This is a genomic window from Desulfitobacterium sp., assembly GCF_034927245.1.
GTDB lineage: Bacteria > Bacillota > Desulfitobacteriia > Desulfitobacteriales > Desulfitobacteriaceae > Desulfitobacterium_A.
This window is the reverse complement of the sequence record NZ_JAYFQK010000024.1, coordinates 52,677-65,283: the sequence shown is the minus strand read 5'-3', so window position 1 is coordinate 65,283 and position 12,607 is coordinate 52,677. Positions and strand designations below refer to the sequence as shown.

Below are 12,607 nucleotides of genomic sequence, written 5' to 3'. Positions count from 1 at the left end.
TTTTTGAAAATCATCAGCACAATGTCACTAAAACCGGAACAGATAGAGCAGGCGAAAGCTGTTCGTCCGGATTTGAGTATAGAAGTTGCAAAACAATTCACAGAGCCGGATGAGCAGGCAGAAGCATTATTGACTTATGGCTGGGATATAACCGAGCAGACGTTGGAGCTTTACCCAAACTTAAAATGGATTCAGGCGATGGCTGCCGGCGTGGATCAACTTCCCCTCAAAGCTTTTGCGGCAAAAGAAATTTTATTGACGAATGTTAGAGGAGCCCACTCTATTCAGATGGCTGAACATGTGATTTGGAGTATTTTGAACCTCTTAAGACAGGGAAGAACAGTTATGCACCAACAAGATCAAAAGGTTTGGAGCGCCAAGCTCAAGATTAATGAAATGAATGGGAAAACGGTTTGTATCGTTGGAGCAGGAACCATTGGAATTACAGTAGCCGAAAAATGCCACGCCTTTGGCATGAAGGTTTGGGGAATATCCCAAAGCGGGAAAAGCCATCCGGGCTTTGATCGTGTCGGAAGGCTGGAGGATATTGAAGGGTTTTTAAAGGAGAGCGATATTGTGGTTGCGCTTCTTCCCTTAACCCCTAAAACGAACCGCTTCTTCAATGCCGAACGTTTTAATCAAATGAAGGAAGGCGCCTATTTTATCAATGTAGCTCGGGGACCTGTCGTGGATGAGGAAGCCCTTGTCCAAGCTTTGCAAACGGGGAAAGTTCAAGGGGCTGCGCTGGATGTCTTTACAACTGAACCTTTACCGGAAACAAGTCCCTTCTGGACAATGGATAATGTTTTTCTTACTCCGCATATTGCGGGAAGATCCCCACAATATACGAAACGAATGTATGACGTTTTTCTTAAGAATATTCGGGAATATCCGAATACAAGCACCATGATTAATCATATTAACCTTGAAAACGGTTACTAATTCTAAGGAGTAGACGATGAGTCAAAAGAAATTACGATTGATCTATAACCCTTTTGCAGGTCGGCGAAGATTGGCCGGCGAGCTGGATGACGTGATCCGCATCTTTCAAGAGGGTGGATATGAAGTCTGTATTCATCGGACAGAGTCTCCGAAAGATATCGAACAGACTGCCGCACAGTCGCAGGATGTGGATACGCTTGTGATTGCAGGGGGAGATGGAAGTGTTCATCAGGCGGTCAATGGTTTAATGAAAATTGATGAGCAAAAACGGCCTGTTTTGGGTATTCTACCCGTAGGAACAGCAAATGACCTTGCTTATGCCTTAAAATTGCCAAAAGCGCGGGCAGAGGCATGTAAGGTGATTAACCGGGACAAGATTCTTGAAATGGATCTGGGAATGGTCAATGAACGCTATTTTGTAAATGTAGCCAGTGCGGGATTACTTACCGATGTTTCCCCTTTGGTCGACATTCACATGAAAAACAGTCTCGGCCAATTAGCGTATTACTTAAAGGGACTGGAGACGCTTCCGAGTTTTCGTCCTTTTCACGTGGAATTTGAACATGATGGGCACCTGTATTCTGAAGATGCCTTACTAATTCTTGCGGTAAATGGTTTATCAGTAGGGGGATTTAAACAACTTGTGCCAATGGCCTCCCTCAGTGATGGCAAACTGGATTTCCTCATAGTCAAACTGAGCGGCTGGCCTGAAACAATGCGGCTGTTGTTAAAGGCTGTCGGCAGGGGAAAAATGAAAAGCGAAAAGGTTGTTCAGTTTCAGACGGAGTATTTACGGATCACTTGTGATCGTGAGTCAAGTTCGGATCTTGATGGTGAATGGGGACCAAACAGCCCATGGGAAATTAAGGTAGGCCCTAAAATTAAAGTGTTATGCTGAAATAAACGCAAGGGAGGATTTCAATGACTCCTTCTCAGAAAGAGCTTTTGACCAAACTAAGTAAAGTTACCCGTGCCTATCTCGTCGGTGGAGCGGTGCGCGATCAGCTTTTGGGATTTACAGCAAAAGATATCGATGTTGTAACTGAACTAGACTTAGAGAAGCTTCAGCAGACGTTAGAAGGCTGGGGCTACCGTCCTCTTAGGATAGGTGCTCAATTTTTAACGCTAAGTCTCTTTTTGGGTGGTGAGCGTATTGATTTTACCCAGCTTACACAAAATTTAAAAGCAGATGCACTTCGTCGTGATTTTACCATCAATGCGATATATCAGGATATCCAAAGCGGAGAATATCTGGATCCTTTAGGAGGTCAAAAGGATTTACAGGAAAAGAGACTTTGTGCTTGCGGAGATCCTTCTGAGCGGATCATGGAAGACCCTATTCGAATCTTGCGGATGGTTCGATTTAAGGTTAAATATCAGCTGGAACTTGAGGAAGAAACGAAAAAGGCTGCCGGTGTTTTGATGGATCGTTTAACAGGGGTTGCCAGTGAAAGGGTCACAGAAGAACTGGGGCGGATTATGGTTCTTAATTCTGTAGAAGAAGCCCTGCGCCTTTTAGACGAAATCGGCTACTGGCAGGTTTATGTTCCGGAGCTTGCACGTTTAAAGGGATTAGTCCAAAACAAGTATCATGCGAAAGATGCTTGGGAACACACGCTGTATGTTGTGAAAAATACTCCTCCTCAAATCTTCTTGCGCTTAGCGGGGCTTTTTCATGACATTGGAAAATGGGAAACCGCCAGCCGCGAATGTTATGTATGGGGAAAATTAGAGGGCTCGGAAAAGGAGTTTTATATCAACGAGTTTCAAATTATGGGAAAGCAGCTTATGCGCTATCGCGGACAGTACGTGGAAGTTCACGGTGCACGGCTGGATTTTTACCCGCGCAAAATCCAAGTTAAACATATCCGTAAAGTAACCGGGAGAAAAATCGGGTTCGAATGGGTGGTTGATGGCAAGCGGCACTTTCTTGGTCATGAAAGGGAGAGTGCCCGATTGGTTCGTCAGATTTTACAACGCTTTCGCTTTTCTATGATCCTTGGCTCCGATCCGTTTGGAGAGAAAGAATTGCTTTGGGTCATTGAAAACCATATGAGCGGAACGTTAGCCTTTATGTCAGAGTTAAGAGGCGAAGGAAACCCTGCTTACGTTCAGGATAAAGTGCGGCGCTTTGCTTGGGAAAAAGGATGGAATGGCCGAGAATACCGCAAAGAACGCGTATTAAACCTACTGGATCTTTGGCGAGCCGATTTTTTCGGCGGGAAACAACGTGAACCGCAGGACGAGGAAATTTTCAATAAACTGCAAGCAAAGATTAGGGTTACTGCTGAGGATTTAGAAGAGCGTAAGCGGGAATTGGATTGGACGCAGCTGGAACCCTTTGTGCGTGGAAAACAGCTCATGGGCAAAGAGATTGGTGAGTTTAAAGAAACGGTTCTTACGGCGGTTATGCTCAATGAAAGGTACCAACCGGATAACCTAGGCTTTCTTGAAAAGGAGTATCAGAAATTCAAACTTGTCAATAGGTTGAATAACCGCTAAACTATGGTTATAAAATCTAAAATTGAATAATAAAAGAACTTTAGGTGAGGATGTGGAAACTTTGGAAAAACAATGGCGTTGTACTGTATGCGGTTATGTACATACGGGTGATAATCCCCCGGAAACTTGTCCTGTGTGTGGGGTTGATGCAAGTCTTTTTGAAGAGATCAGCAGTTCACAATCGGAAGCACAATCTCAGGCTCAATCATCTGGAACCGAAGCACAAGTCAAGACTCCTCACACTTCGGAACAATTAAACATCAAAAACTTGACACCCGAAGAAGAGATTCGTCATGCTCTCTACAAGATTTCTTATGGGCTCTATATTATTACAGCGCAATATGACGGCAAAGATAACGGACAGTGTGCAAATACCTGCTTCCAGATCACTTCAGATCCGGCTCGAATCGCAATAGGGATTAATAAGAATAACTATACTCATGAGCTGATCTCGAAGAGCGGGTATTTTGGGGTATCGATCCTTGACCAAAAAGGTCATGATTTTGCCCGAAAATTTGGATACCGTTCAGGCCGGGGCATCAATAAATTTGAGGGAGTTTACACCCATCGCGGGCAAACCGGAGTGATGCTGCTAGATGATGTCAGTGCTACGCTCGAAGCGCGAGTGATTGGGCAGCTTGACGCGGGAACCCATACCTTATTTTTAGCCGATGTTGTTCATGCGGAGCTTCTCAATGAAGGAGAACCAATGACATATGCTTATTTCCGAGCAACAAAATAAACAATTCTTATGGAAGGCACGTTTTCGTGAATTGGCGGAGAGCTTGGGTTTTATCAAGGTTGGGTTTACAGGAGCTCAACCTTTAAAGGAACTTGCCCTTTATCTTGGAGAGTCAATAAACGAGGGGTATGTTACCCCGTTTGTGCAAACAGACATTACGCTGCGAACAAATCCCCAAGCGGTTTGGCCAGAATGCAAAACAGTTGCTGTTCTGGCCTATCCTTTACCTTTGACAGCGCAGCCTCAAGCCAACGAAGGGGTACTATCCCGTTCGGCAGTAGGCGAGGATTATCACCGCGTATTGCGGATAAAGTTAGAAGAACTGAGTCAGAAGTTGCTTGAAGCGGGCTGGCCTTCCAATAATATCCGTCTTCAAGTTGATACCGGTCCATTAAATGAACGGGGGTTTGCGCTCCGTTCCGGGGTGGGATGGCTCGGGAATAATCAACAACTGATTATCCCCGGTGTGGGTTCATTTGTTGCTCTTGCATTATTGCTGTTGGATCAAGAGCTTCCTCAGGATGAACCGATCGCTAATTTATGCGGGACATGTCAAAATTGTATCCGGGCTTGCCCTGCTCGACTATTAGGAAAAAAATATTTCAATGCTTCCCAGTGTTTATCTTATCTTACACAGACTAAAGAAAGATTAACAGGCAAACAAGCGGAAAGTTTAGGCCGGCGCCTTTTCGGGTGTGATACGTGCCAGGAAGTATGCCCTCATAATCAAGGCGTGATTAGGCGAGAAGAAGAGACAAGGACGAAAGCAGAGGTCATGAGCCGAGGCGTAGATCCTTATCAAGTACTCATTATGACGAAAGCGGAGTTTAATGAACGCTTCCGGAAGACTGCCGCAGGATGGCGCGGTAAAGGGATTTTGCAAAGAAATGCTTACCGGATCATGGAAAATCTTCAGGATGAGCGCCGAATTTCCTGGCTTAAAGAGAATAAGTTAAAAAAATAGGAACCGTTGCCATTAAACTTTAATCAGTTGGCAACGGTTCCTTAAGTTTTATTTAATGCTTAACCCTAAATCCTTTTTTGGACAAACTGTTCGATGCGTTTTAGGGCCTCTTCAAGCTGTTCGGTTGAATAAGCATAGGAACAACGGATATGGCCTTCACCCGAGGGTCCAAAAGCCGTACCGGGAACAACGGCTACTTTTTCCTCGCGAAGAAGCTGTTCGGCGAAATCGTTTGAGTTTAGGCCGGTTGCGGAGATATTGGGGAAGGTATAAAAAGCCCCGAGAGGTTCGAAACACGTCAGTCCCATTTTACGGAAACCATGCACCATTAATCGCCGCCGCCGGTCATAGGTCGATACCATTGCCTCTTTAGCTTTTCCGGCAGAATGTAAAGCTTCAAGAGCCGCAATTTGAGCGGTAATGGGTGCACAAAGCATTGTGTATTGGTGAATTCGCGTCATTGCTTTAATAAAATCCGGATGCCCCGCGGCATAGCCGATACGCCATCCAGTCATGGCATAGGATTTTGAGAAGCCGCTGATATGAATGGTACGGTTTCTCATATCAGGCATGCTGGCAAAAGCCGTATGGGTTCCTTCATAAGTCAAATCGGAATAAATTTCATCGGATAAAACGATTAAATCATGCTCAATGACGAAACGAGCGATAGGTAAATAATCCTCGCGCGTCATGATTGCTCCTGTGGGGTTATTGGGGTAGGAAAGAACCAACACTTTACAGTTGGGGGTATAGGCTTTCTCTAAGTCCCCGACTTTTAAACGGAAACCGTCTTCGGCGTGAGTGGTGATATAATTCACCTCAGCGCCGGCTAGAGCAGCGCAAGGAGCATAGGATACGTAAGCGGGGTCCGGAACCAGAACAGCATCACCAGGACCGAGCAGGGCACGCATGGCTAAATCGACAGCTTCGCTGGCTCCGACTGTGATGAGAATCTGATGCTTAGGATCATACTCTACCCCCATATCACGAGCCATACAATAGGAAAGCTCCTGACGAAGTTCGATTAGACCGGCATTGCTCGTATACATGGTTTGACCCTGCTCAAGCGAGAAAATACCGCTTTCCCTTACAGTCCAAGGGGTTACAAAATCCGGTTCGCCAACACCGAGGGAAATCACGTCTTTCATTGTCGAGACTAAATCAAAGAATTTACGAATTCCGGAGGGGGGAAGCTCTCTTGCTATCGGTGAAAGATATTGCTTCACGGTGAAATCACAAGCCGAGCAAGGGCTTCTTCTTCTCCCATTAGTTCAACTCCGTCTTGTTTATAGCGGCGAAGAACAAAATGAGTACCTGTGCTTTGAATATGTTCGAGCGGTGCAAGCTTTTCGGCGACGAAAAGTGCAACCTCCTGCATTGTTTTGCCTTCAATCATAAGGGTCAGATCAAATCCCCCGGACATTAGATAAACCGCTTGTATTTCCGGGTATTTTTGCAGACGTTTGGCAATTTTATCAAAGCCAAACCCGCGTTGTGGAGTAACTTTAACCTCAATCAGTGCAGAAACAGTCTGAGCTCCCGTTCGTTCCCAATTCACAAGCGGACGGTAAACCAGGACGCGGTCTTCAACCCACTGTTGGATACGTTCTTTAATATATTCCGGTGCTAATCCGGTTTGAATGGAAAGTTCTTCAGGTGTTAATCGGCTATCCTGAGAAATAAGTTCAAGTAAGTTATGGTCTTCTTTGGAAAACAAATGCGGCTCCTCCTCTCAATATAAACTGAATTCTAATTATATAATTGTATAATATCATTTCGACTGTTCTACTACAAGAAAAAGTAAACAAAATTGGGCATTCAAGCAATTATGGGTTATAATATATCGATGAAGGTGATTACTTCTACAATGGGGGCTGGAAATGAATGCCAATCTATGAGTTTAAATGTCCGGAATGTGGAACAAAGTTGACAAAATTGTGCAAAATGGGTGAATCGGGACAGGAATTGATCTGTTCTGAATGTAATCGTGTTGGGCTTACACGCCAAATCTCCGGGTTTGCAAGTCCGGGAATAGCCGGGACAAGCGCAACAGGAGGATGTTCAAGTCACTGCGGCGGAAATTGCTCAGGCTGTCACGGTTAATCTAAGAAGGGAATGTAGGAGTTAATGTTAAACATCGTTATGGTCGAACCGGAGATTCCCCCGAATACTGGGAATGTTGCCCGTCTTTGTGCGGTTACCGGTGCGGTCCTTCATCTTGTAAAACCATTAGGCTTTGAAATTACGGATAAATATTTAAAACGTGCAGGATTAGATTATTGGGATCAGCTCGATCTTCATATTTACGAAAACTTTGCTCAATTTGAAGAAATGAATCCTTTAGGAACCCGCTATTTAGCAACAACCAAAGGATCCCGTACACATACGGATGTCCGATTTGAACAAAATTGTTACTTCTTATTTGGTAAGGAAACAAAGGGGCTGGCTCCCGAAATTATTGCCAAATATCCGGATACAGCGATTCGTTTACCGATGCTCCCAAATGCTCGCTGCTTAAATTTATCAAATTCTGTTGCTATAATCGCGTATGAGGCCTTGCGTCAGTGGGGATATCCCGGTCTTGTCTAAAGCATCAATAATCAAGCGGATTTCGGAGGAGGAATCATGAGTTATATCTGGACATTTATCCTTGCCCTTTTGATTGCTGTCGTGGCCACGCCTATTTCGATGGTTTTGGGCCATCGTTGGGGTGCCATTGCCATACCGGGAGGCAGACATGTTCATAAAAGACCGGTCCCTCGAATTGGCGGACTGGCAATCTATGCCGCTTTCTGGCTGGCTGTTGTGTTTACACAAAAGTGGGACTTTGAGCTAACGGGTTTATTTATTGGAAGCACAGTCATAGTTGGGGTTGGTCTTTGGGATGATATTAAAGATATGCGACCGTGGACAAAACTTTTCTGGCAGATTGCCGCTGCCTCGGTACTCTTATTGTTCGGCTTCTCGGTGGATCAAATCACTCTCCCTTATTTTGAAACAATACGTTTGGGATGGTTTGGCGGTCTGCTTGCTATCTTTTGGGTTATCGGGCTTGTCAATACTGTAAACATCTCAGATGGTCTTGACGGATTAGCGGCAGGGATATGTTTTATGGCTGCAATCCTCTTATTTTGGTCGGCTAACCGAATCGACCAGGTTGGTCCGGCGCATCTGACGATAGCCTTAGCGGGTTCGGCTCTTGGATTTCTTTTCTATAATTTTCATCCGGCAAAGGTATTCATGGGGGATACGGGAAGCATGTTCCTAGGATATATCATTGGCGGAATTTCAATCATGGGGTTATTAAAAACAGCTACGGTTCTTGGTTTGGTTTTTCCCCTGATCGTTCTGGGGATGCCGCTTACGGACCTAACCTTCGCGATTATCCGCCGCAAAATTCATGGACAGTCGATAGGACAAGCCGATAGGGGACATCTGCATCACCGCTTGCTTGACGCAGGACTCTCCCAGAGACAGGCAGTTCTTGTGCTCTATGCGATGAGTGCCTGTTTTGGAATTGCCGCGGTGTTAGGAACACTTAATTTATGGATTTGGGCAGCACTGTTGTTGATTGCGGATTTTACCTTCATACTAACGATCATGCTCCGTCGTAACCGGGCGCTGACGGGATTGGCTCGAAAGCACAGTAAGTAAATTATAAAATTGATGATAAGATGCCTTTAATGTAAACTCCCCCCTTTCTGTAGCATAAACTGCTTGAAAGGGGGGATGATCTATGCCTCTAAGTATTTTGGGGTTTTATACCGGGTTAACCGAACAGGAAAGAGCGTATTCCTATTTTCAGCGCTACGGGTATCTTCTCGATGAAATCGCCTTCTTCGAGGTTTCAATTCAGGAAAACGGGGAACTGTCAGCAAAACCCAGCCGTAAACTGGTCAATGAGGCTCGTCAGAAGGGAATTAAAACGCTGTTAGTGATTTCAAATCTAAATTCGAAAGGGCAATTTTCGGCGGAACTTATGTCTAGGCTAGTCCGCGACCCGGCATTTTCTAATCGGGTATACCAAAATATTCGTAATATGTTAAGTACATATCGTTTGGATGGTGTCAATTTTGACCTTGAAAAAGTAGACGTACGGGATCGAAATCTCTTCACTCAACTTATCTATAATTGGACCCGCCAATTTAAACAGGATAATTATCGAGTAACAATGGATGTTCCTGCAAAAACAGGGGAAGATACAACTGATATCTGGAGGGGAGCGTTTGATTATCCGGCTCTGGGGCAAATTGTCGATGAGATCATCTTGATGACCTATGAAGAGCATTGGCCGGGTAGTTCACCGGGTTCTGTAGCTTCTTTGCCATGGGTAAATCAAGTCCTTAATTACGCCTTGACCACGATTCCCGCTCAAAAAATAATGATAGGTGTTCCTTTATATGGGTATGACTGGGTTCTCGGCAATGGGGCAAAAGTGATAAGTTACCGGCGTGCGACGGAGTTGGCACGGCGGATGGGGGCGCCGCTGCAATGGGATACTCAACAACATTCCACCTTTTTCAATTATGAAAGTGAAGGAAAACGTCATACCGTTTACTTTGAAGACGTGCGGAGCTTGAAAGAGAAATTAGATCTGGCCATTCAACGGGGAATTCGCGGTGCAGCCCTTTGGCAATTAAATCTTAGTTATCCGGAATTATGGACAACGCTGCAGACATATAAGCAAATGTAAACCAAGTGGAGGCTTGGCTTACAGGGGAGGCATCATTAGTGGAAATTCGTTATCATGGACATTCTTGTTTTGAGATTTCCGGGTATGGGGGCAGGGTCTTGATTGATCCGTTTTTAACGGGTAATCCGAAAGCAGATATAAAAGCTGAGGATATTCAACAACTGGATGGGATACTCGTCTCCCACGGCCATGCGGATCATCTGGGGGATGCTATTGAGATTTCGAAACGAACGGGTGCACCCATAATCGGGGTTTATGAAATGGCCTTGTTTTGTGAGCGTTGCGGGGCTAGGGCGCATGCGATGCATATTGGCGGAAAGCATGAGTTCACCTTTGGTACGGTTCGTTTAACCCAGGCTTTGCATGGGTCGTTTTTCGAAGTCCCGGGAAGTGAAAATAATTTTGAATATGCAGGTTTGGCGTGCGGCTTCCTTCTGCAAATGGAGGGAAAATGGCTTTACCATGCCGGTGACACGGGCTTGTTTGGAGATATGGAACTGATTGGACGCCGTCATCCCCTAGAGCTGGCGATGCTTCCGATTGGGGATAATTTTGTCATGGGTCAGGAAGAAGCAGCCTATGCGGCAACGCTTTTGCGTGCCAAACGTGTGATTCCGATGCACTATAATACCTTTTCCAACATAAAACAAGATCCGAATGAGTTTAATGAAATGCTAAGGCGAAAATTCCCGGAAAGCCAGGGAATTGCGCTAAAACCCGGAGAAATATTGAGAATTGATTAGGGTTAATAAAAAACGTTATGAAAAGAGCTGCCAAGGTAAATGGCAGCTCTTTTCTGCTTTTTGTGTACAGCTAACGCTGGCTATTATCAAAGAAGGGGTATTTTTTTCGTAATTTCGGCAAAAATGAGAATAAGGAGTTGAGGAGTATGACGCAAAAAAATTGTACAGCAAACTGCTTTTTCCTCATTGATGGACGTTGCCGCTTAGAACATAGGCATGGGCAGAAGACCCCCATTTGTCCACATTATCTAGAACATGGGATAAGTAGGGGGGGACTTTAATCATGAAAAAAGGGAATAACCCGAAAGTAAAGCGAACAGATCCGTACGAAGCTTTAAAACTCGAAATAGCCGCGGAATTAGGCTTGCTGGATCAAGTACGGGATAAAGGCTGGCATTCTCTTAGTGCGAAGGATGCCGGTAAAATCGGTGGAATTATGACCCAGCGCAAGAAAAACATTAAATAATATCCGTAAGCTGTAATGGTTGAAAATCAATTCTTATGTTATAATACAGTTAAATAAATACTAAAGTTGTTTGTAGATAAGTGGGGAGCGTATACATTTGAGCCAAACAAAACATCAACAGATTTTAAGCTTTATTGAGAACCTTGCTGTGGGGAGCAAGGTTTCTGTGCGTTTTATCGCACGGGAATTGGATGTAAGTGAAGGGACCGCTTACAGGGCAATTAAAGAGGCCGAAAATAAAGGCTTTGTTCGCTCAATACCTAAGGTCGGTACGATACGTATTGAAGGAGTTAAAGAACGACAGATTGAAGACTTAACGTTACGTGAAGTTTCTCAAATCGTAGAAGGAGTTGTCCTTTGCGGTGCGGAAGGTCTGGATCATACCCCCAATCGATTTGTTATTGCGGCGATGGAAATAGATGCCATGGAGCGCTATCTTGAAGAAGAAGGACTTTGCATCGTAGGAAATCGTCATGATGCCCAACTTTATGTTTTAAATCACGGTTTACCTTTGCTTATTACAGGGGGGTTTGACCCTGAGCAAGATGTCCTTGATTTAGCTCGTCAAAAGAATTTGGCAATTATTCAATCTCCTTATGATACATTTGCGGTAACAACAATGATCAACCGAGCTCTTTATGATCGCTTGATTGAGAAGGAAATCGTACTCGCCGAGGATATTATGGTTAAAGATGTTCAATATTTAACGACTAAGGCGACGGTTAAGGATTGGTATGAACTTTCCCAAAAAACGAATCACAGCCGTTTCCCTGTTGTTGATGAGGACATGATGGTGGTGGGTATTATCACCGCCGTAGATCTTGCAGGGGCCGAGATGAATACTTCGGTGGTTGATGTGATGAATCCGAAGCCATATGTCGTAGGGCGTGACGATTCAGTTACTCATGTTTCCCGTATTATGGTCTGGGAAGGCTGGGAAATAGCTGCGGTTGCCGAGCAGGGCAAACTTATTGGAATTATCAGCCTCCAAGATGTACTGGAAGCCTATCAGCAGGTTCAGCAGCAGCCTCAATTCGGTGAAACTATGGATAACTTAATCTTAAGCGGCTTCCGCTATGCAGAGGATCCGGAAAACGTAACGATCGAAGGGGAAATAACCCAATTCATGATCAACGAGTTCGGCTCAGCGAGCTGTGGTGTGTTAGTCACGGTGATGAATATGGCCGGATATATTGCATTGCGTAAGCAACATCGTCTGGATGCAATAACGGAGAATTTTACGCTTTATCAATTGCAGCCGATCGCAGTAGGAACACAGGTGCGAATTACGGCAAAACTCCTCCTGGTTACCAAAAAACATTGCAACATTGAAATCGATGTTTATGCAGAGGATACACTCGTGGCTAAAGGCTTGATGGCAGCGCGTATGGGCAATAAGAAACTTACTTAGTTTTAAAAAAGTTAAATAATGAATAATAACAGCGAGCCTTTGACTCGCTGTTATTTCACTTTTTAGAATAGACAAGTTATGGATATCACTGTTACAATGTTTAGAGTTAGAGGTGCATTGTACAAGAAAGGAGATGGCTATTTT

Annotated in this window: 14 protein-coding genes; 12 read left to right on the top strand and 2 right to left on the bottom strand. The window is 44.6% G+C overall.

Going from position 1 to position 12,607, the window contains the following annotated elements:
* The first annotated feature begins 3 nt into the window (after positions 1–3).
* The 5 genes from VB077_RS07075 to queG all read left to right on the top strand — a co-directional run bounded on the left by VB077_RS07075 (position 4) and on the right by queG (position 5,150).
* On the top strand, positions 4–942 hold the full coding sequence (locus VB077_RS07075) for a D-2-hydroxyacid dehydrogenase (RefSeq protein WP_323414522.1): 939 nt from the start codon (positions 4–6) through the stop codon (positions 940–942).
* Between the two features lie 16 nt (positions 943–958).
* Positions 959–1,840 (top strand): diacylglycerol kinase family protein, encoded by an 882-nt coding sequence (locus VB077_RS07070; RefSeq protein WP_323414521.1) that lies wholly within the window; start codon positions 959–961, stop codon positions 1,838–1,840.
* Positions 1,841–1,863: 23 nt separating this feature from the next.
* Positions 1,864–3,444 carry a CCA tRNA nucleotidyltransferase gene (locus VB077_RS07065; RefSeq protein ID WP_323414520.1) on the top strand — a complete coding sequence of 527 codons (1,581 nt, stop codon included), beginning with the start codon at positions 1,864–1,866 and terminating at the stop codon, positions 3,442–3,444.
* Between the two features lie 61 nt (positions 3,445–3,505).
* Positions 3,506–4,186 (top strand): flavin reductase, encoded by a 681-nt coding sequence (locus VB077_RS07060; protein ID WP_323414519.1) that lies wholly within the window; start codon positions 3,506–3,508, stop codon positions 4,184–4,186.
* Positions 4,161–5,150, top strand: coding sequence for a tRNA epoxyqueuosine(34) reductase QueG (gene queG / locus VB077_RS07055; RefSeq protein WP_323414518.1), 990 nt, complete (start codon positions 4,161–4,163; stop codon positions 5,148–5,150). The genes VB077_RS07060 and queG overlap by 26 nt, the downstream gene beginning before the upstream one ends.
* A 65-nt stretch (positions 5,151–5,215) precedes the next feature.
* Here queG and VB077_RS07050 read toward each other — a convergent pair whose 3' ends face one another.
* Both VB077_RS07050 and VB077_RS07045 read right to left on the bottom strand, forming a co-directional pair.
* Positions 5,216–6,376: an aminotransferase class I/II-fold pyridoxal phosphate-dependent enzyme gene (locus VB077_RS07050; protein ID WP_323414517.1), complete on the bottom strand. Its 1,161-nt coding sequence runs from the start codon at positions 6,374–6,376 to the stop codon at positions 5,216–5,218.
* On the bottom strand, positions 6,373–6,867 hold the full coding sequence (locus VB077_RS07045; RefSeq protein WP_323414516.1) for an Lrp/AsnC family transcriptional regulator: 495 nt from the start codon (positions 6,865–6,867) through the stop codon (positions 6,373–6,375). Before VB077_RS07045 ends, VB077_RS07050 begins: the two co-directional genes overlap by 4 nt.
* Before the next feature lie 167 nt (positions 6,868–7,034).
* Here VB077_RS07045 and VB077_RS07040 point away from each other — a divergent pair, with 167 nt between their 5' ends.
* The 7 genes from VB077_RS07040 (at position 7,035) to VB077_RS07010 (ending at position 12,463) form a co-directional block, all read left to right on the top strand.
* Positions 7,035–7,253, top strand: coding sequence for a zinc ribbon domain-containing protein (locus tag VB077_RS07040; RefSeq protein WP_323414515.1), 219 nt, complete (start codon positions 7,035–7,037; stop codon positions 7,251–7,253).
* Positions 7,254–7,277: 24 nt separating this feature from the next.
* Positions 7,278–7,739: a tRNA (cytidine(34)-2'-O)-methyltransferase gene (locus VB077_RS07035; protein ID WP_323414514.1), complete on the top strand. Its 462-nt coding sequence runs from the start codon at positions 7,278–7,280 to the stop codon at positions 7,737–7,739.
* A gap of 36 nt (positions 7,740–7,775) precedes the next feature.
* Positions 7,776–8,804 (top strand): MraY family glycosyltransferase, encoded by a 1,029-nt coding sequence (locus tag VB077_RS07030; RefSeq protein WP_323414513.1) that lies wholly within the window; start codon positions 7,776–7,778, stop codon positions 8,802–8,804.
* 82 nt (positions 8,805–8,886) lie between these two features.
* Complete coding sequence (locus tag VB077_RS07025; protein WP_323414512.1) at positions 8,887–9,843, top strand: glycosyl hydrolase family 18 protein; 957 nt, start codon at positions 8,887–8,889, stop codon at positions 9,841–9,843.
* A 38-nt stretch (positions 9,844–9,881) separates the two neighbouring features.
* Positions 9,882–10,586, top strand: a complete 705-nt coding sequence (locus tag VB077_RS07020) for a metal-dependent hydrolase (RefSeq protein WP_323414511.1) — start codon at positions 9,882–9,884, stop codon at positions 10,584–10,586.
* A gap of 283 nt (positions 10,587–10,869) precedes the next feature.
* Complete coding sequence (locus VB077_RS07015; protein WP_323414510.1) at positions 10,870–11,052, top strand: small, acid-soluble spore protein, alpha/beta type; 183 nt, start codon at positions 10,870–10,872, stop codon at positions 11,050–11,052.
* 97 nt (positions 11,053–11,149) lie between these two features.
* The gene (locus VB077_RS07010; protein WP_323414509.1) at positions 11,150–12,463 is read left to right on the top strand and encodes a DRTGG domain-containing protein; all 1,314 of its coding nucleotides are present in this window, start codon (positions 11,150–11,152) and stop codon (positions 12,461–12,463) included.
* Positions 12,464–12,607: the final 144 nt, after the last annotated feature.